Origin of the sequence: Pseudomonas sp. St386, from assembly GCF_018325865.1 — a bacterium.
GTDB lineage: Bacteria > Pseudomonadota > Gammaproteobacteria > Pseudomonadales > Pseudomonadaceae > Aquipseudomonas > Aquipseudomonas brassicacearum.
In genome coordinates, this window is the sequence record NZ_AP021900.1 from 5157120 (window position 1) to 5177174 (window position 20055).

The window sequence follows — 20055 nt, forward strand, 5'->3', positions numbered from 1 at the left end:
ACAGGGGGTTTGCGTCGTACGTGGATCCAGTGTGGGAGCGAGCTTGCTCGCGAAAGGGCCCTTGAGGGCACTACAAAACCACCTTGGCACTGCGCAATTGAGCGATCCGCTGCGCACTGAACCCCAACTCCCCCAGCACCTGATCCGTATGCGCCCCCAACTCCGCGCCAATATGCCGAGGCTCGGGCAACCCTTCGGAAAATCTCAATGGACAAGCCATCTGCGCCTGGCTCGAACCATCGCCCCGGGGCACCTGAGTCACCAGCTCCCGAGCCTGTAACTGCGGATGCCGGACAGCTTCCTCCAGGCTCAGCACCGGCTCGACGCAGGCATCGATCCCGGCAAACAGGCTGCACAGCTCGGCGAAATCGTGTTTTTCAAACTCGGCCTGCAGCGCCTGCTTAAGAGCGTGTTGTTGTTCAGGCTTGGGCGACAACCCCTGGGCCGCCAGTTCCGGCCGTCCCAAGGCCTCGCACAACGCCTGCATGAACACCGGTTCCAGGCTGCCCACCGACATCCAGCGACCATCGCGGGTGCGGTAATAGTCATAGAAGCTGCCGCCGTTGAGCATCTGCTTTTCCCACCCCGGCTCGACACCGCAGGCCAGGTAACCGGCACCGGCCATGGCGTTGAGGCTGAACACACAGTCAGTCATGCTCACGTCCAGGTGCTGGCCCTGCCCGGTTTGCTGGCGGGCGATGACCGCCGCCAACAGCCCGATCACCCCGTGCAACGAACCACCGGCGATGTCTGCCGCCTGGATCCCCAGCGGCAACGGACCGCTGTCGGCACGGCCGATGTGGCTGGCCAGCCCCGCCAGGGCCAGGTAATTGATGTCGTGACCGGCGCGGTCCTTGTAGGGTCCGGTCTGGCCGTAGCCGGTGATCGACACGTAGATCAGCCGCGGATTGATCGCCTTCAAGGCCTCGTACCCCAGGCCCAGTCGCTCCATCACGCCGGGGCGAAACTGTTCCAGCAGGATGTCGTAGTCCTTCAGCAATTGCGTGACCACCGCCAACGCTTCCGGTTGCTTGAGGTCCAGGGCCAGGCTGCGTTTGTTGCGGTTGAGGTAGGCGTGGCTGGCCGATACCCCCTGGTCATGGGGCGGCAGTACCCGCAGCAGGTCCTGGCGGGTCGGCGACTCGATGCGCAACACCTCGGCCCCCATGTCCGCCAGCAACAGCGAGGCGAACGGCCCGGGCAGCAGGGTCGAGAAGTCCAGAACCTTGAGCGATGCCAGTGGGCCTTGCATGGGCGATCTCCGAGGGGGATGGCTAAAGACTAGGCAGGGGTTGGCGGTGGGGCAATTACCGCAGGTGTCGTTTTGGATGACGATTGCGCTCAGTGTGAACCCATCGTGGCGAGGGAGCTTCAAAATTGAGAACCAATAAAAAACCCGCCGAAGCGGGTTTTTCATTGCAACCTGAAAATTACTTCACAGCGCCTGGAGCAGAGGTTTCAGCCGCTACAATCTGCGCCGCTGCGATCTGCTCGTCATCTTCACGGACGTCGGAGATACCACGACCACCGGAAGCCAGCTCGGTCTGCAACTGGTCTTCGTCCAGCTCCTTGACCCACTTGGCAACCACGATCGTGGCGACAGCGTTACCCACCAGGTTGGTCAGGGCACGGGCTTCGGACATGAAGCGGTCGATACCCAGGATCAGTGCCAGGCCGGCCACCGGCAAGGTGCCCACGGCCGACAGGGTGGCCGCCAGCACGATGAAGCCGCTACCGGTCACGCCGGCCGCACCTTTGGACGACAGCAGCAGCACCAGCAGCAGGGTGATCTGGTGAGTCAGGTCCATCTGGGTGTCAGTGGCCTGGGCGATGAACACTGCGGCCATGGTCAGGTAGATCGAAGTACCGTCGAGGTTGAACGAGTAGCCAGTCGGGATCACCAGGCCTACGACCGACTTCTTGGCACCCAGGCGCTCCATTTTGATCAGCATGCGTGGCAGGGCCGATTCCGACGAGGAAGTGCCCAGCACGATCAGCAGTTCTTCACGGATGTAGCGGATAAGCTTGACGACGCTGAAGCCGTGGGCGCGGCAGATGGCGCCCAGCACTACCAGCACGAACACCACGCAGGTGATGTAGAAGCAGATCATCAGCTGGCCCAGTTGCACCAGCGAACCGACGCCATAGGCACCGATGGTGAACGCCATGGCACCGAAGGCACCGAGGGGGGCCAGCTTCATGATCATGTTGATGATGATGAACATCACGTGGGCGAAGCGATCGATGAAGTCCAGCACCGGCTTGCCGTAGGCACCCAGGCGATGCAGGGCAAAACCGAAGATCACCGAGAACATCAGCACTTGCAGGATGTCGCCGTTGGCGAACGCGCCGACGATGGTGTTCGGGATCACGTTGAGGATGAAGGCAATGATGCTCTGGTCTTTACCAGCCGAGATGAAACCGGCGATCTTGCTGGTGTCCAGGGTCGACACATCGATGTGCATGCCGACGCCCGGTTGCACGACGTTGACCACGACCAGGCCGATCAGCAGGGCGATGGTGGAAACGATTTCGAAGTACAGCAGCGCGTAGCCACCGGTCTTGCCCACCGACTTCATGTTCTGCATGCCCGCGATGCCGCTGACGACGGTACAGAAGATGATGGGAGCGATGACCATTTTGATCAGTTTGATGAACCCGTCACCGAATGGTTTGAGGGCAACACCGGTCTGCGGGTAGAAGTGGCCGAGCAAAATACCGATGGCAATGGCTACGATCACCTGGAAATACAGGGATTTGTACAGTGGCTGACGAGTCGTCATGGCAAACCTTCCTCAAGAGTCCCGTTTGACGACATCCACCTGTCGTCCACGGCACCTCAATTGCGAACCCTCCTGCACTGGAGGGATTTGTTTTTTGTCGGCTGCACGCGGCAGACCTGAGTGCTCTATCGCAAGGCTCGTGCCATTTTTCAGAAAAACCCTACAAGCGCTGTTGCAGAAGGCTCCTGGAATTATTCACGGGTTAAACGCGGGCGCGGAATGTGGCGGATTTCCGCCCACAGGGCGTTTATCACTCCGGGATTTGGCGGATATCCGCCTTGTCGAGCCGCAGTGCCCTGCTACCATCGCCCGCTCAACGGACGGACTTCAGCCATGCGCCAACGCACGATCGCCAGCCACTTCGCCCGCGCAGCCTTGGGCGGCGCGCGTCGGCAAGGCTTCGACTATTTTCCTCTGCTGCACCAGCTGGGCATCAGCCCAGAGCTGTTGGATGAGCCGCGCGCGCGGATTGCGCCCGAGCAGTTCGCGCGTCTGTTGCAGGCGCTGTGGCTGGCATTGGGGGACGAATACCTGGGATTCGGCAGGGCTGCGAGTAAACCCGGGACGTTTGCCATGATGTGTCACGCGTTGATCCACTGTCGGACACTGGGCAAGGCCCTTCAGCGCGGCTTGCTGTTCTACAGCCTGTTCCCCGACGCGCCGAGCCTGACGCTGGAAGCCGAAGGCGAGCGAGTGCGGCTGGTGCTGGACGATTCGACGCTGTGGGACCCGGATCACTTCCTGACTGAAAGCTTGCTGGTAGTCTGGCATCGACTTGCCAGTTGGCTGATCGGCCAGCGGATCGGCCTGGAACAGGCGACCTTCGGCTACCCCAAGCCCACCCACGGTGCCGAATACGACTTACTGTTTCCTTGCCCGCTGGTGTTCGAAGCGCGCAGCAGCAGCCTGTTGTTCCACAGCCGTTACCTGGACATGCCGCTGCTGCAGGACGAACGCACCCTCAAGCATTTCCTCGAACGCTCCCCCGCCGACCTGCTGTCGCGCCCGGACGATGGCCACAGCCTGAGCAGCCAACTGCGCCGCCTGCTCAGCCGCGACGCCGCCCGCTGGCCCGACCTGGACACCGTCGCCGGCCATCTGCACATCAGCCCACAGACCTTGCGCCGGCATTTGCGTGAGGAAGGCACCAGCTTCCAGGAACTCAAGGATCAGCTGCGGCGGGATATCGCCATCTACCACTTGGGGCGTGCGGATTTGTCGTTGCAGCAGATCGCCGAGCAGTTGGGGTTCTCAGAGCCGTCGGCGTTTCACCGGGCGTTCAAGAAGTGGACGGGGGTCACGCCGGGGGCCTATCGGGAGTTGGAGAACTGAATGGATGTGCTGTGTTGACTGGCCTCATCGCGAGCAAGCTCGCTCCCACACTGGATTTTCGGCGTTCACCAAACCGTTGTGGGAGCGAGCTTGCTCGCGATGAGGCCAGTGGCGACACCAAGGACCCTCAGTCAAACCACCGAAAAATGAATCCTGAACGCCGCCCCGCCCAGCTCTGAATCCCCCAGGGTCAACTTGGCGCCATAGCTCTCGATGATGTCTTTCACCACGGCCAGCCCGATCCCCTGCCCCGGATGCTGGCGATCCAGTCGCTCGCCCCGCTGGAGAATCCGCGCACGTTGATCCGGTGGCACACCCGGCCCATCGTCCTCGACACTCAACTCCGTGCCGCCGAGGGTCTGGTGCACGCTGACGCGCACCTCGCCCAAACACAGCCGATAGGCGTTTTCCAGCAGGTTGCCGAGCATCTCCAGCAAGGCGCCCTGTTCGATCGGCACCTGGCAGTGCTCCGGCAGATCGAAACTGACACTGACCCGTTTGTCGCGATAGACCTTGTCCAGGGTGTCACACAGGCTTTGCAACACCGGGCGCAAGCGCACCTGATGGCGCACCAGCCCGCTTTTGCGCAGGCTGGCGCGCTGCAACTGGTAGCCGATCTGCTGGCTCATGCGCTCGATCTGGGATTGCAGCACCCAAGCCTGTCCACGGTCCTCGGGGCGCCGGGCCATGTCCTCGCTGACGCCCTGCAACACCGCCAACGGGGTCTTCAAGCTGTGGGCCAGGTCATCGAGGGAGTCGCGATAACGGCTGCGTTGCTCCCGCTCGCTGTACAGCAGGCGGTTGAGGGAGCCGGTCAGGCGCAACAGTTCCCGGGGATGTTCGGTACTGAGGCTTTCCCGGGCCCCGCTTTCGATTTCGTCCAGTTCCTGGCTCAGGCGCCGCAGCGCCCGAAGGCCCCAGGTCAGGCCGATCCACAACAGCGCCAGCAACACCAACAGGGCCGCGCCAAAGCCCAGGTACAGATTGTCCCGCAGCCCTTGCAGGGTGACTTCGTAGTCGCGCACCGGTTGCAGGGTGACGATGCTGAACGCCGCGCTCTGGCCGCCGAGCAGCTTGATCTCGACGTCATAGACAAAAAACTCCTGGCCGTCGTTCTCGCGAATGCGCGCGAACTGGTTGCCCTGGCCGTCGTAGCGTGGCGTGTAATTGATGTTCTCTTCCTGGGTGGCCTTCGACCGCCAGACCAACCGCCCCTCGCGATCATAGATGTAGCCCAGCAGGCGGGCATCGGCGAGGTTGAAGCGCTCGTCGGGCAACTGCGCTGGCATCTTCAAGCGATTGTTTTCCACTCGGGCGGCGGAAATCAGCGTGGTCACGTCCGAGGCCAGGCGTTGCTCGATGGATTCCTGCAACGCCAGGCTGAACGCGCCTTGCATGGCCGGCAACAAGGCCAGCATGAACAGCACCGCCAGGGTCATGGCGGCCAGCATCAACCGCAGGCGAAGCGAACGAATCACTGGCAGCGCTCGTTGAACAGGTAGCCCAGGCCACGCACGGTGTCGATGGGCTTGAAGCCGGCCGGGGCTTCCAGCTTACGGCGCAGGCGCCCGACCAGCACTTCGATGACATTGGGATCACGCTCGTCGTCATCGGGGTAAAGCTGCTCCATCAAGCGGTCCTTGGCCACCACCTGCTGGTGATGGCGCATGAGGTATTCGAGGATGCGATATTCGTAGGCAGTCAACGCCAGCGGCTCCTCGCCGAGGGACGCCTGCTTGCGGTTGAGGTCGAGCAGCAACGGACCGGCAACAATGGTCGATTGGGTAAAGCCACTGGAGCGGCGCAACAGGGCATTCAGCCGGGCCTCCAGCTCTTCGAACTGAAACGGCTTGACCACATAGTCGTCGGCACCGGCGGCCAGACCTTCGACCTTGTCCTGCCAGTTGCCGCGGGCGGTGAGGATCAGGATCGGAAACGTCTTGTCCTGCGAGCGCAGCCGGCGGATCAGTTCCAGCCCGCTGATGCCCGGCAGGCCCAGGTCGATCACCGCCAGGTCATGGTTGAATTCCCGGACCTGGTACAAGGCCTCTTCGGCATTGGCCACGGCCTGCACCACATGGCCGCTGTCGGTGAGACGGGTTTGCAGGTGGTGGCGCAACAGCGCTTCGTCTTCGACGACCAGTAATTTCATGGAGCCTCTCCCCAGGCAAATCAAACAATCCAGTGCGCACTTCAACGCAAGGCGCCGGATCGTCTTCGACCGATCCGGCTGGATACGCTCACCATCGACCGCTTAGAACGTGTAGTTGGCGGACAGGTACGTCTGGGCGCTGCTGGTCAGGTCCAGCGAGCCAACCTTGTCGCCACCGTGCGGGCTCATCTCGGTGCTGGCATTGCTGCGCAGGTAACGGTAACCCAGTTCAACCGAGGTGTTTTGCGAAATTTGTTGCAGCACGCCCCCTTGCAAGCCCACGGCGTAGCCGATGTCGCTGTCGCGACTGAAGCCGGGAGAGTCCTGGGTCAGCTTGGTCAGGCCCGCCGTGCCGCCACCGAACAGTTTGGTGCTGCTGGTGACCGGATAGAACACATCGTAGCTGCCCAGCAGGTTTTCCTGGCGCAGCTTGATGCCGTTGTGGGTGCCCGAGACGTTGTCGTAGGTGGCGTAGTAGCGGCCCTGGTCGTTTTGTTTGCCCAGTCGGATGCCATAGGTGGCGTCCTTGCCGATGACGCCGTCGGCGTTCGGGTTGTTCAGGGCGCTGTCCAGGGCGTTGGATTTCTTCACCTTGTCGCTGGTCTGGCCGAGGGTCAGGCTGGCGAAATTATCATCGGCGTGGGCCAGGGCGCTGGCGCCCAGCACGGTGAAAGCCAACAGCAGTTTTTTCATAGCAGTCATGGTCAAGTTCCTTTGCAGCGTGGGTGTTTTGTGAAGTCGTGGTCACCTTAACCAGCGGTCCCTGAACACCCCTTGAACGTTCTCTGAACCTGCGCTGAATGAATCGGCTAATCTGTGCGGACCACTTTTATAAGGAGATCCGTCATGCGAAGGCTGCTTGCTGTTGTACTTCTGGCCATTAGCGGCGTGAGCCACGCCGCCATCCAGACCCAGGAGCTCCCCTACACCAGTGCCGACGGCACCAAGCTGATCGGCTATTACGCGTATGACGACGCGGTCAAGGGCCCGCGCCCGGGCGTGGTGGTGGTGCATGAATGGTGGGGGCTGAACGACTACGCCAAGCGCCGTGCCCGTGACCTCGCCGGCCTGGGCTATAGCGCCCTGGCCATCGACATGTACGGCGACGGCAAGAACACCGAGCACCCCAACGACGCCATGGCCTTCATGCAGGCGGCGCTCAAGGACGGCGCGGCGGCCAGCGCCCGCTTCCAGGCCGGTCTCGACCTGCTGAGGAAACAACCCCAGACCGATCCGGACAAACTCGCCGCCATCGGCTACTGCTTCGGCGGCAAAGTGGTGCTCGATGCAGCGCGCCAGGGTGTGCCGCTAGCCGGCGTGGTGAGCTTCCACGGTGCGCTGGTGACCAACACCCCGGCAACGCCTGGCAGCGTCAAGGCCAAGGTGCTGGTCGAGCATGGCGCCCTGGACAGCATGGTCACCCAGGACAACGTCACCGCGTTCAAGAGCGAGATGGACAAGGCCGGCGCCGACTATAAATTCGTCAGCCTCAAAGGCGCCAAGCACGGCTTCAGCAACCCCGATGCCGACCGCTTGAGCCACGGTGAACATGGCGGGCCGGACATTGGCTACAACAAGGAAGCCGATGAGAAATCGTGGGCGGATATGCAGAAGTTCTTCAAGAAAATCTTCTGATACATACCCCCTGCATGATCGCTCCCACGCAGAGCGTGGGAGCGATCATTGACCACCTGCCTCGTTCACGACCTCCATTCATACAGCTCGCCCCCACTACCCAGCCTCCAGCCAACCCGGCAAAATGCCCGGCATGAAGACACTCCCCTCCCTGCCCGCCTGCTGCTCGCCTTTGGATGAACATTGGCTCTTGCCCGATGCCCTGTCCGATACGGTGCTGCTGAGCACGCGCTTCGACCCGTTGTTGCTGGTGGGCGCCGACTTCCCCAACAGTGCCATCGAGCCCCCGGCGAGCATCCAGCGCTCGGTAGCCAAGCGCCAGGCAGAATTCCTGGCCGGGCGGATCTGCGCCCGGGCGGCGTTGCAGCGGCTCGACGGCCTGGCCTGCGTGCCGGCCATCGGTGAGGACCGCGCCCCGGTGTGGCCGGCCCATGTCAGCGGTTCGATCACCCACAGCACGGGTCGGGCGGCGGCCATTGTCGCGAAAAAAGATCATTGGCAAGGGCTGGGCATGGACGTGGAAAACCTGCTCGACCCCGAGCGCGCCGAACGCCTGGCCGGTGAAATCCTCACCTCGCCAGAGCTGCAACGCATGACCAAGCTCGCGCGCGATGACCGGGCCTTGCTGGTGACCCTGACCTTTTCCGTGAAGGAAAGCCTGTTCAAGGCGCTGTACCCCATCGTCAGGCAGCGCTTTTATTTCGAGCATGCCGAGGTGCTGGATTGGACACACGATGGGCAGGTGCGCCTGCGCCTGCTGACGGACCTGTCGACCGAGTGGCGCCATGGCAGTGAGCTGCAGGCTCAGTTTGGGGTGAAGGATGGGCAGTTGTTGAGCCTGGTGGGGATCAGGGCCTGAGATCTTGGGTGTTTGGGAGGGCCTCATCGCGGGCAAGCCTTGCTCCCACAGCAAACAACACTTAAATGAGAGAGCACTGACCTGTGGGAGCAAGGCTTGCCCGCGATGGCGGTCGATCAGGCACCACCCCCATCAAGACCTGTCCTGATGCCTCGGCCAACTCAAGCTGAAACAAGCCCCGCCCAGGCTCTTGCTCTTGCCGATCAGCGCCCGGCCGTCATGCCAGTGGATGATCCGCCGCACGATCGACAGCCCCAGCCCATGGCCGCCTGACGCCCGGGCGCGGCTGTCGTCCAGGCGCAGGAAAGGTTTGAAAATCCGCTCCCATGCCGCTTCCGGCACACCAGGCCCGTCGTCTTCCACATCCACCCGGCAGCGCAACTGGCCCACCTGGTAGCTGACGGTGACCCGGGAGCTGGCGTGGCGCATGGCGTTACCCACCAGGTTCTGCAGGGCGCGATGCAGAAAGCGTGGCTCGGCCTCGACCCAGGCGCCGTCGCAATCGGCGGCCGACAGGCATAGACCGCGCTCGACCGTGATCCCCGCCCGCAACGGCCCCAGTTCATCGATCACTTGATTGACCAGCGCATCCAGGTCAACTCGCTGGAAATTCAGGGCCGGTGACCCCTGTTCCAGCCGCGCATAGGTGAGCATTTCGTCCACCAACCGATCCAGGTCTTCAATGTCGTGGTCCATGCCCGCCAGGTATTTGTCCCGAGCCTGGGGCGTGGTGGCGCTGCCGAGCATTTCCAGGCCGAAGCGCAGGCGCGCCACCGGGGTACGCAATTCGTGGGACACCGCCCGCACCAGCTCACGCTGGATCGCCAAAAGTTGCTGCAGGTGCTCGGCCATGCCATTGAACGCAGCGGCCAATCGCCCGACCGAGTCGGCGCCTCGGGCCGGCACCCGGGTTTCCAGGCTGCCCTGGGCGATCTGGGTGGCGGCCGACTCCAGGCCACGCAAGCGCCGCTCCAATTGGCGCACCAGCAGGTAGACGATCAAGCCGATCAGGCTCAAGCCCAGTGCCGCGATCAGCACCAGCCATTGCGGCGGATAAGGGTTCATCTGGTACAGCGGGCCGATCTCCAGCACCCACGGCGTGCCGACCATGCCGGCGAAGACCCGGATGGAGTCGCCGCCCTTGCCCAACGCCATCACCGTATCGCCCTCGGACACACGGCGGCGCTGGTCGTCGTCCATGTCCGCCTGCTCGGTGGTCATGAGTCGCAGATCGAAACCAAAACCTTTTTCCTGCGCCAGTTGCGCCAGCCGTTTGGGCTGTTCGGCCACCGGATAACGCACCAGCTCGTCGGCCAACAGGTAAATGGTCGCGCGAGCCAGTTGTTCGCTGATCTGCTGGACTTCCCCCACCAACATCAGTTGCTCGGCATCATTGATCAGTCGATAGACTTTTGCCGCGTGCGGCCCGGTCTGCTCCACCAATGCCTGGCCGCGCATTACCCGGGTGCGCTGGCCGAGGTCGAGGTCGGTCTGGGGGAAAGTCTGCAACGCCAGGGGAATGCCCAGCAGGCGCTCCCACACCAGCAACGCCCGGCGCCGTTCGGTGTCGTTCATCGGCCGCAGGTTGTCGGCCATCAATGAAAACGTGCCGTGGGCCAGGCGCTCGCGGTATTGCTCGCTGCGGGTCTGGTTGAGCAGGTGCAGGGCCAGCACGCCGAGGACCGCCACCAGCACCAGTGCCGCACACATGCCGCCATAAATACGCAGGAAGATCGAATTCACGGTGCCAGGTCTACGCAGGCTTCAGGAACGAACAGGTAGCCTTTGCTGCGAATGGTCTTGATCAGCCGTGGATGGTCCGGGTCGTCGCCGATCTTGGGGCGGATGCGTGAAATGCGCACGTCGATGGAGCGGTCCTGGCCGTCATAACCGATGCCGCGCAAGGCGGTGAAGATTTCTTCCCGGGACAGGATGCGCCCGGCATTGGACACCAGCAGCCACAGCAGGTCGAATTCGGCGCTGGTCAGCTCGATACCGTTGCCCTGCAACCAGGCTTCGCGCAGGGCGTCGTCGACCACCAGCGGGCCGAATTGCAGGCGTCGCTGCTTCTGCGCGACGCTCGGCTCCGGTTCGCTGCGCCGCAGCAAGGCCTGGATCCGCGCCAAGAGCAAACGCGGGCGAACCGGCTTGCAGACGTAATCATCGGCGCCCAGGTCCAGGCCCTGGATCTGATCGGTGTCGTCGGTGCGGGCGGTGAGCATCAGGATCGGCCCGTCATAGTGCCCGCGCACCTTGCGACAGATGCTCAGGCCGTCTTCGCCGGGCAGCATCAGGTCGAGGACCACCAGGTCCGGCTGCTCGGCAATGATCCGCGCCGCCGCCACCGCGCCGTCGCCTTCGATGGCGACACGCAGTCCGTTGCTTTCGAGGTACTCCCGGGTCAGCTCGGCCAGACGCTGGTCATCCTCGACGATCAATACCTGCCAGGCTTCTTGTTCCACTGAGGGACCTTTTGGCTGATTAGCTAAATAAGGAAAGGCGTGTCGCCAATATCACTGACAAGGCGAACCCTGTGGGAGCGAGCTTGCTCGCGATGGCGGTGTGTCAGGCACCCTTGGTACGGCTGAACCGACGCTATCGCGAGCAAGCTCGCTCCCACAGGTTGGGTCCTGCGCCACTCCCGTCTTTTTGTCATGTTAAAGGAGGATAAACACACCCATGCATGGGCCGATTGTATAAACGTCACCTGCGCAGAAAACAAGCGGACAAATGCGTTTCGATCGGCTGGGTTTTATGTGGTAATGTCCGCGCCCGCAAAAATCACCGGGCTGTTTTCGGATCGTCGAAACCGATGAAAAAAGGTCCACTCCAGCTAGGTCGCGGCCTACAGAGCCGTTCCACGATTCGCACACAAATTACGCACAGGCTTATCCACAGGTAGTACGTTGCATACCCCCCGAAAACGCATTATCTTGTAGCCCGCCGCGTAAAAAACCCTACATGTAGGGTTTCAGGCTAAAAACCAAACACAAGTCGGACAGAGAATTCAAGCGCTTTTCTTGCTTCTGTCCAACTGAAACACCGCATTTCCCCAAGCCCAGACCGCCCCTGCGGATGGCAACTGTTTCCAGGTCGAAAACGACCGAAACGGTACGGGTGTTGCAGTCAATTGCTGCCACCCCGGCAACCCGGTTTCGAGCCCCGCTCGCAACCTGAGAACTTCGGATGGAAGCGGCATTAAACGCCTGCTTCCTACTGTCCCGAAGTTGTTATGCCCGGCGCCAGTCGGTTGTAGTGCTTCAGGACGGAACGGTGGGCACCGTGATGGTGCCCAAACAAACATAGAGAACGTGGAGACACCCATGCACACCGACACAACTCGCGAGAACCCGCAGGGCACCGCGCCGCTGGCCGCCGATTCGAACCCGGATCTGTCCGCCACCGCGCCGGGCCAACTGCGCGTGATCAAGCGTAACGGCACTGTCGTTCCTTACACCGATGACAAGATTACCGTCGCCATCACCAAAGCGTTTCTCGCAGTTGAAGGTGGCACCGCTGCCGCTTCGTCGCGAATCCATGACACCGTGGCCCGCCTGACCGAACAGGTCACCGCGACCTTCAAGCGTCGCATGCCCTCGGGCGGCACCATCCACATCGAAGAAATCCAGGACCAGGTCGAACTGGCCCTGATGCGTGCTGGCGAGCAGAAAGTGGCCCGCGACTACGTGATCTACCGTGACTCCCGCGCCAAGGAGCGTGCTACCCGTTCCCCGGCCGACGCACCGGTCCAGGCCCACCCTTCGATCCGCATCGCCCGCGCCGACGGCAGCCTGGCGCCGCTGGACATGGGTCGCCTGAACACCATCGTCACCGAGGCCTGCGAAGGCCTGGAAGAAGTCGATGGCGACCTGATCCAGCGCGAAACCCTGAAGAACCTCTATGACGGCGTTGCTCTCAAGGACGTCAACACCGCGCTGGTGATGACCGCACGGACCCTGGTGGAACGCGAGCCGAACTACTCCTTCGTGACCGCCCGCCTGCTGATGGACACCCTGCGTGCCGAAGGCCTGAGCTTCCTGGAAGTCGCCGAGAGCGCGACCCACCACGAAATGGTCGACCTGTACGCCAAGGCATTGCCAGCTTATGTTGCCAAGGGTATCGAGTTCGAATTGCTGAACCCGGTCCTGGCTGAATTCGACCTGGAAAAACTCGGCAAGGCGATCAACCACGAGCGCGACCAGCAGTTCACCTACCTGGGCCTGCAAACCCTGTACGACCGTTACTTCATCCACAAGGATGGCGTGCGTTTCGAACTGCCGCAGATCTTCTTCATGCGCGTGGCCATGGGCCTGGCGATCGAAGAGAAGCAGCGTGAAGACCGTGCGATCGAGTTCTACAACCTGTTGTCGTCCTTCGACTACATGGCCTCGACCCCGACCCTGTTCAACGCCGGTACCCTGCGTCCACAGCTGTCGAGCTGCTACCTGACCACCGTGCCGGACGACCTGTCGGGCATCTACGGCGCCATCCACGACAACGCCATGCTGTCGAAATTCGCCGGCGGCCTGGGCAACGACTGGACCCCGGTTCGCGCATTGGGCTCGTACATCAAGGGCACCAACGGCAAATCCCAGGGCGTCGTGCCGTTCCTCAAAGTGGTCAACGACACCGCGGTCGCGGTCAACCAGGGCGGCAAGCGCAAGGGCGCGGTCTGTGCCTACCTGGAAACCTGGCACATGGACATCGAAGAGTTCATCGAGCTGCGCAAGAACACCGGTGATGACCGTCGTCGTACCCACGACATGAACACCGCCAACTGGATCCCTGACCTGTTCATGAAACGCGTCTTCGATGACGGCAAGTGGACCCTGTTCTCGCCATCCGAAGTACCGGACCTGCACGACCTGACCGGCAAGGCTTTCGAAGAGCGCTACGAGTACTACGAAGCCCTGACCGAGTACAACAAGATCAAGCTGTTCAAAGTCGTCCAGGCCAAAGACCTGTGGCGCAAGATGCTCTCGATGCTGTTCGAAACCGGTCACCCATGGCTGACCTTCAAGGACCCGTGCAACCTGCGCAGCCCGCAGCAGCACGTGGGCGTGGTCCACAGCTCGAACCTGTGCACCGAGATCACCCTGAACACCAACAAGGATGAGATCGCGGTCTGCAACCTGGGCTCGATCAACCTGCCGAACCACATCGTCGACGGCAAGCTGGACACCGCCAAGCTGCAGCGCACCGTGAACACCGCCGTGCGCATGCTCGACAACGTGATCGACATCAACTACTACTCGGTGCCACAGGCGAAGAACTCCAACTTCAAGCACCGTCCGGTCGGCCTGGGCATCATGGGCTTCCAGGACGCCTTGTACCTGCAGCACATCCCGTACGGTTCCGATGCCGCGGTCGAGTTCGCCGACAAGTCCATGGAAGCGGTCAGCTACTACGCGATCCAGGCTTCCTGCGACCTGGCCGACGAGCGTGGCGCCTACGAGACGTTCCAGGGTTCGCTGTGGTCCCAGGGCATCCTGCCGCTGGACTCGCAACAGATCCTGATCGCCCAGCGTGGCCAGAAGTACATCGACGTTGACCTGAACGAATCCCTGGATTGGGCACCGGTTCGCGCCCGTGTGCAGAAAGGCATCCGTAACTCCAACATCATGGCCATCGCACCGACCGCCACCATCGCCAACATCACCGGCGTGTCGCAGTCGATCGAACCGACCTACCAGAACCTGTATGTGAAATCGAACCTGTCGGGCGAGTTCACCGTGATCAACCCGTACCTGGTTCGCGACCTCAAGGCCCGTGGCCTGTGGGACTCGGTCATGATCAACGACCTGAAGTACTACGACGGTTCGGTACAGCAGATCGAACGCATCCCGCAAGAACTCAAAGAGCTCTACGCAACGGCCTTCGAAGTGGACACCAAGTGGATCGTCGACGCCGCCAGCCGTCGCCAGAAGTGGATCGACCAGGCTCAATCGCTGAACCTGTACATCGCCGGCGCTTCGGGCAAGAAGCTGGACGTGACCTACCGCATGGCTTGGTACCGTGGCCTGAAAACCACTTACTACCTCCGTGCCCTGGCCGCGACCAGCACCGAGAAGTCGACCATCAACACCGGCAAGCTGAACGCGGTTTCCAGCGGCGGCAACCACGGTGACGATTCGGTCCTGGCTGCTCCAGCCGGTCCTGCGCCAGTGCCAAAAGCCTGCGCGATCGACGAGCCGGATTGCGAAGCTTGCCAATAAGCTGAGCGAGTGGGCGCGTAAAGGCGCCTACTGAAAGAAACCCCCGATAGACCGCTGGTTTATCGGGGGTTTTCTTTTGTGTAGGGAAAAGCTCGCTAAAAAAAAACGGCAAAGCCTGGGTTGTGGCTTTGCCGTTTGCGTTTATCTCAACGCAACATCCGCTGGAAAGCAACGGATGCTGCGGTGGCCAGATGGCGCTTAGACCGGAAGGGTGAAAGAGTCACCGTTGTTGGTGAAGAACGTCTCGATAGTGTTGCTTCCTGCATACCAGTCCTTCAGGAAAACACCGGAGTCCAGGTTGCCGCTCTGGTAATCGGCAACGTTGAAGATGTAGGCACCTGCATCAGTCTTGATAACCTGCACCTCATTGACGCTCTGGATATTCTTCAGCCTGACAGTGTCGACACCTGTCGTCCCGGTGTCTTCAATGGCGACCATGCTTTTGGAGTTGACGATGTAGGCATCCCCACCTTCCCCGCCGTAGGCATCTCCAGACGCATTCATATTGAAAGTATCAAAACCTGCGCCGCCATGAAGTTCATAGGCGTAGCCGGTTCCCGTCAGGATGTCGTTGCCATCGCCGCCATAGGCAATACCGGAGGAGACAGTCAACGTATCACTGCCAGCCTCGCCGTAAAGCACACTGCCAGCGTCGTTGCCGCTGCTGGACATGGTGTCATTGCCATTGCCGCCATACAGCGTATCGGCCTGGGTGCCCGTGGAAGGCGTCAATGCAAGGGTGCTGATATCCGTGACGGTGCCGCCATAGATAAAGTCATCGCCATCGCCGCCATAGAGCAAGTCGTTACCCGCCCCACCTTCCAGCTTGTTCGAGTAGGCGTTGCCAGTCAGCGTGTCGTTGAATTGCGAGCCGATCAGATTATCGATATTGGCCAGCACGTCGCCTTGCGCATCACCACCCGACGCAGTTCCCGCGAGCAGGTCGATCTGCACCCCATCGCTGCTGGTCAGGTACCAGGCACCATCACCACGGCCCAAACCATTGAGCGTGTCGGCGCCAGCACCACCGATGAAGTTTTCCGCAGCCCCCGTACTACCAGTGAAGGTATCGGCCTGGGCAGTTCCCTGGAAAATCTCAATGGAGGTATAGCTATCACCTGCCGCGACACCCGTCACCAGCGGCGCACTCAGATCCAGCGTGATGCCTGAGCTCTCACTGGCGAAGCTCAACAAGTCCAGGCCTGTGCCGCCGTTGAAGATGTTGGCGCCTGCATCACCGACAAATACGTCACTGAAGTTGGAACCGGTAATGGCTTCAATGCTGCTATAGGTATCACCTGCGGCGATGCCTGTGTGAATGCCCGTTTGGGTGTTGATGGTCACACTCGCACCGCTGTCAGCGTAACTGACCGTATCGGTTCCCGCGCCGCCGATGAGTTGGTCCGCACCAGCGCCACCGAACAGGGTATCGTTACCCGCGCCGCCGATGATGACGTTGTCCGAGGCGTTGCCGCGACCGACGAAATTACCCGTGCCAGTGAAGGTCAGGCGCTCGACCTCCGAAGCCAGTGTCACATTGACCTGATTGGTGCGCACCTCATCGTCACCGCCACCGGCAAACTCGCGCACGAACTGGCTGGCAGTGCCGTTGATGATGTAGACGTCGTTACCCGCACCACCATAAAACTCGTTGGTGCCCACGGCCGCGGTGAATACGTCGTCGTAGTTCGAGCCGGTAATTCTCTCGAAGCCAGTGAAGGTGTCGCCTTGAGCGTCGCCGCCCAGCCCAGTCCCCGCCGTGGCGGACGTCATGGTGATATTGATGCCCTGTTCCGACTGCGAGTAAGAGAGCATGTCGGTACCGGTGTAGCCATCCAGGCTGTCGGCTGCGGCACTCGCGTAAAACGTGTCGTCGATTGTCGAGCCCCGGTAGGCTTCGATGCCGTCGAATGTATCGCCCTTTGCAAACCCGGTGTGTACACCGGTTTTGAGGTTCAGCGTTACGGCGCTCGCGTCCTCGTAACTGACAGTGTCAACGCCGGCACCGCCAATCAATTGGTCGGCACCATTGCCACCGATCAGGACATCGTTACCCGCGCCGCCGGTAATGATGTTGTCCGAGGCGTTGCCATTACCGCGGAAATTACCCGTGCCGGTGAAGGTCAGGCGTTCAACCTCTGTGGCCAAGGTGACGTTGGCCTGATTGCTGCGCACCTCATCGTCACCGCCACCGGCAAACTCGCGCACGAACTGGCTGGCAGTGCCGTTGATGATGTAGACGTCGTTACCCGCACCACCATAAAACTCGTTGGTGCCCACGGCCGTGGTGAATACGTCGTCGTAGTTCGAACCGGTAATTCTCTCGAAGCCAGTGAAGGTGTCGCCTTGAGCGTCGCCGCCCAGCCCAGTCCCCGCCGTGGCGGACGTCATGGTGATATTGATGCCCTGTTCCGACTGCGAGTAAGAGAGCATGTCGGTACCGGTGTAGCCATCCAGGCTGTCGGCTGCGGCACTCGCGTAGAACGTGTCGTTGATTGTCGAACCCCGGTAGGTTTCGATGCCGTCGAATGTATCGCCCGCCGCAAACCCTGTGTGCACACCGGTTTTCAGGTTCAGGGTGACACCACCCGAGTCCTCGTAACTGGCGATATCAACGCCGGCACCACCAATCAATTGGTCGGCGCCATTGCCACCGATCAGGACATCGTTACCCGCACCACTGGTAATGATGTTGTCCGAGGCGTTGCCATTACCGCGGAAATTACCCGTGCCGGTGAAGGTCAGGCGTTCCACCTCTGTCGCCAGGGTCACGCTGGCCTGATTGGTACGCACCTCATCGTCACCACCACCGGCAAACTCGCGCACGAACTGGCTGGCAGTGCCGTTGATGATGTAGACGTCGTTACCCGCACCGCCATAGAACTCGGTAGTACCCACTGCAGTGGTGAAGACATCGTCGAAGTCCGAGCCCCTGATGGTCTCGAAGCTAGTGAACGTATCGCCTTGGGCATCGCCGCCCAGCCCAGTCCCCGCCGTGGCGGACGTCATGGTGATGTTGACGCTTTGTTCCGACTGCGAGTAAGAGAGCGTGTCGGTGCCCGTATACCCATCCAGGTTGTCAGCATCGGCACTGGCGTAAAACGTGTCGTTGATTGTCGAACCCCGGTAGGTTTCGATGCCGTCGAATGTATCGCCCGCCGCAAACCCGGTGTGCACACCGGTTTTCAGGTTCAGGGTGACACCACCCGAGTCCTCGTAACTGGCGATATCAACGCCATCTCCACCAATCAATTGGTCCGCACCATTGCCACCGATCAGGACATCGTTACCCGCGCCGCCGGTAATGATGTTGTCCGAGGCGTTGCCATTACCGCGGAAATTACCCGTGCCGGTGAAGGTCAGGCGCTCGACCTCTGTCGCCAGGGTCACGCTGGCCTGATTGGTACGCACCTCATCGTCACCGCCACCGGCAAACTCGCGCACGAACTGACTGGCAGTGCCGTTGATGACGTACACGTCGTTACCCGCACCGCCATAGAATTCGGTGGTGCCCAAGGCAGCAGTGAAGACATCGTCATAGTTCGAACCGGTAATTCTCTCGAAGGCCGCGAAGGTGTCGCCTTGGGCGTCGCCGCCCGACCCGGTGCCCGCCGTGGCCGACGTCATGGTGATGTTGACGCTCTGTTCCGACTGCGAGTAAGAGAGCATGTCGGTGCCGGTGTAGCCATCCAGATTGTCTGCTGCGGCACTCGCGTAAAACGTGTCGCCAGCGGTCGATCCACGGAAGGTTTCGATGCCGTCGAATGTATCGCCTGCGGCGAAGCCGGTGTGTACACCGGTCTTCAGGTTCAGGGTGACGCTGCTGGCGTCCTCGTAACTGGCAATGTCCACACCGGCACCGCCAATCAACTGGTCCGCACCCGCACCACCGATCAACGTATCGTTACCCGCACCGCCGGTAATGATGTTGTCCGAGGCATTGCCAACGCCGCGGAAACTACCCGTGCCGGTGAAGGTCAGGCGCTCGACCTCTGTGGCCAGGGTCACGCTGGCCTGATTGGTACGCACCTCATCGTCACCGCCATCGGCAAACTCGCGCACGAACTGACTGGCAGTGCCGTTGATGACGTACACGTCGTTACCCGCACCGCCATAGAATTCGGTGGTGCCCAAGGCAGCGGTGAAGACATCGTCATAGTTCGAACCGGTAATTCTCTCGAAGGCCGCGAAGGTGTCGCCTTGGGCGTCGCCGCCCGACCCGGTGCCCGCCGTGGCCGACGTCATGGTGATGTTGACGCTTTGTTCCGACTGCGAGTAAGAGAGCATGTCGGTGCCGGTGTAGCCATCCAGATTGTCTGCTGCGGCACTCGCGTAAAACGTGTCGCCAGCGGTCGATCCACGGAAGGTTTCGATGCCGTCGAATGTATCGCCTGCGGCGAAGCCGGTGTGAACACCGGTTTTCAGGTTCAGCGTCACGCTGCTCGCGTCCTCGTAACTGACGGTGTCAACGCCCGCACCGCCAATCAATTGGTCCGCACCAGCACCACCGATCAACGTATCGTTACCCGCACCGCCGGTAATGATGTTGTCCGAGGCATTGCCAACGCCGCGGAAACTACCCGTGCCGGTGAAGGTCAGGCGCTCGACCTCTGTGGCCAGGGTCACGCTGGCCTGATTGGTACGTATTTCATCGTTTCCCCCGCCAGCAGCCTCGTAGACCGTGACCCCCGCCCCACCGACGATGTACACATCATCACCGGCCCCGCCTTGAAGGGAATGCCCACTGGTCTGCGCGGTCAGCGTGTCGTTGAAGGACGAGCCCACCACCGTTTCGATGGCCGTTAATGTATCGCCCTGAGCATCCCCTCCCAGGCCAGTTCCCGTGATCAGACTGATTGTCACCCCAGCGGTCGAATTCGCGTAGGACGCCGTATCAATACCTGTCCCACCATTGAGGGTGTCCGCACCGGCCCCACCCTCCAACCAATCATTGCCGTCCCCACCGCTCAGCGAGTCATTCCCTTCCAACCCATACAACTGATCCGCACTCGCGGTACCAACCAGAGTGTCCGTACCCGATGTCCCATTAATCACTGCCATTTTTTCTTCCTTGCCCTA

Annotated in this window: 12 protein-coding genes; 4 read left to right on the forward strand and 8 right to left on the reverse strand. The window is 61.4% G+C overall.

Going from position 1 to position 20055, the window contains the following annotated elements; translation table 11 throughout:
• Positions 1-70: 70 nt before the first annotated feature.
• Both KI235_RS22825 and KI235_RS22830 read right to left on the reverse strand, forming a co-directional pair.
• A complete protein-coding gene (locus tag KI235_RS22825) occupies positions 71-1252 on the reverse strand; it encodes a CaiB/BaiF CoA-transferase family protein (RefSeq protein WP_027911882.1) in 1182 nt (393 codons plus the stop codon).
• A 178-nt stretch (positions 1253-1430) separates the two neighbouring features.
• The gene (locus tag KI235_RS22830) at positions 1431-2783 is read right to left on the reverse strand and encodes a dicarboxylate/amino acid:cation symporter (RefSeq protein ID WP_003204708.1); all 1353 of its coding nucleotides are present in this window, start codon (positions 2781-2783) and stop codon (positions 1431-1433) included.
• A 333-nt stretch (positions 2784-3116) separates the two neighbouring features.
• Here KI235_RS22830 and KI235_RS22835 point away from each other — a divergent pair, with 333 nt between their 5' ends.
• Positions 3117-4115 (forward strand): AraC family transcriptional regulator, encoded by a 999-nt coding sequence (locus KI235_RS22835; RefSeq protein ID WP_027911881.1) that lies wholly within the window; start codon positions 3117-3119, stop codon positions 4113-4115.
• Positions 4116-4246: 131 nt separating this feature from the next.
• Here the strand turns inward: KI235_RS22835 and KI235_RS22840 are convergent, their stop codons facing one another.
• The 3 genes from KI235_RS22840 to KI235_RS22850 all read right to left on the reverse strand — a co-directional run bounded on the left by KI235_RS22840 (position 4247) and on the right by KI235_RS22850 (position 6969).
• Positions 4247-5593 carry an ATP-binding protein gene (locus KI235_RS22840; protein ID WP_003204712.1) on the reverse strand — a complete coding sequence of 449 codons (1347 nt, stop codon included), beginning with the start codon at positions 5591-5593 and terminating at the stop codon, positions 4247-4249.
• Positions 5590-6267 (reverse strand): response regulator, encoded by a 678-nt coding sequence (locus KI235_RS22845; RefSeq protein ID WP_013694070.1) that lies wholly within the window; start codon positions 6265-6267, stop codon positions 5590-5592. Before KI235_RS22845 ends, KI235_RS22840 begins: the two co-directional genes overlap by 4 nt.
• A gap of 102 nt (positions 6268-6369) precedes the next feature.
• Complete coding sequence (locus KI235_RS22850; protein ID WP_003204716.1) at positions 6370-6969, reverse strand: membrane protein; 600 nt, start codon at positions 6967-6969, stop codon at positions 6370-6372.
• A gap of 144 nt (positions 6970-7113) precedes the next feature.
• Here KI235_RS22850 and KI235_RS22855 point away from each other — a divergent pair, with 144 nt between their 5' ends.
• Positions 7114-7902, forward strand: a complete 789-nt coding sequence (locus tag KI235_RS22855) for a dienelactone hydrolase family protein (protein ID WP_003204718.1) — start codon at positions 7114-7116, stop codon at positions 7900-7902.
• A 133-nt stretch (positions 7903-8035) separates the two neighbouring features.
• Complete coding sequence (locus KI235_RS22860; RefSeq protein WP_003204719.1) at positions 8036-8761, forward strand: 4'-phosphopantetheinyl transferase superfamily protein; 726 nt, start codon at positions 8036-8038, stop codon at positions 8759-8761.
• 132 nt (positions 8762-8893) lie between these two features.
• On the opposite strand, the gene KI235_RS22865 is transcribed toward KI235_RS22860, so the two are convergent.
• Both KI235_RS22865 and KI235_RS22870 read right to left on the reverse strand, forming a co-directional pair.
• A complete protein-coding gene (locus KI235_RS22865; RefSeq protein ID WP_003204720.1) occupies positions 8894-10504 on the reverse strand; it encodes an ATP-binding protein in 1611 nt (536 codons plus the stop codon).
• A complete protein-coding gene (locus KI235_RS22870; RefSeq protein WP_003204721.1) occupies positions 10501-11223 on the reverse strand; it encodes a response regulator in 723 nt (240 codons plus the stop codon). Before KI235_RS22870 ends, KI235_RS22865 begins: the two co-directional genes overlap by 4 nt.
• 861 nt (positions 11224-12084) lie before the next feature.
• On the opposite strand from KI235_RS22870, the gene KI235_RS22875 reads away from it, so the two are divergent.
• Positions 12085-14976: a ribonucleoside-diphosphate reductase subunit alpha gene (locus tag KI235_RS22875; RefSeq protein WP_003204723.1), complete on the forward strand. Its 2892-nt coding sequence runs from the start codon at positions 12085-12087 to the stop codon at positions 14974-14976.
• 198 nt (positions 14977-15174) lie between these two features.
• On the opposite strand, the gene KI235_RS22880 is transcribed toward KI235_RS22875, so the two are convergent.
• The gene (locus KI235_RS22880) at positions 15175-20037 is read right to left on the reverse strand and encodes a calcium-binding protein (RefSeq protein WP_212795311.1); all 4863 of its coding nucleotides are present in this window, start codon (positions 20035-20037) and stop codon (positions 15175-15177) included.
• Between the last annotated feature and the right edge of the window lie 18 nt (positions 20038-20055).

Bases quoted from the DNA above. Each gene is read 5' to 3' on its own strand.
- KI235_RS22860 (WP_003204719.1), top strand. From the start codon at position 8,036: ATGAAGACACTCCCCTCCCTGCCCGCCTGCTGCTCGCCTTTGGATGAA.
- KI235_RS22850 (WP_003204716.1), bottom strand. From the start codon at position 6,969: ATGACTGCTATGAAAAAACTGCTGTTGGCTTTCACCGTGCTGGGCGCC.
- KI235_RS22830 (WP_003204708.1), bottom strand. From the start codon at position 2,783: ATGACGACTCGTCAGCCACTGTACAAATCCCTGTATTTCCAGGTGATC.
- KI235_RS22835 (WP_027911881.1), top strand. From the start codon at position 3,117: ATGCGCCAACGCACGATCGCCAGCCACTTCGCCCGCGCAGCCTTGGGC.
- KI235_RS22875 (WP_003204723.1), top strand. From the start codon at position 12,085: ATGCACACCGACACAACTCGCGAGAACCCGCAGGGCACCGCGCCGCTG.
- KI235_RS22825 (WP_027911882.1), bottom strand. From the start codon at position 1,252: ATGCAAGGCCCACTGGCATCGCTCAAGGTTCTGGACTTCTCGACCCTG.
- KI235_RS22855 (WP_003204718.1), top strand. From the start codon at position 7,114: ATGCGAAGGCTGCTTGCTGTTGTACTTCTGGCCATTAGCGGCGTGAGC.
- KI235_RS22880 (WP_212795311.1), bottom strand. From the start codon at position 20,037: ATGGCAGTGATTAATGGGACATCGGGTACGGACACTCTGGTTGGTACC.
- KI235_RS22845 (WP_013694070.1), bottom strand. From the start codon at position 6,267: ATGAAATTACTGGTCGTCGAAGACGAAGCGCTGTTGCGCCACCACCTG.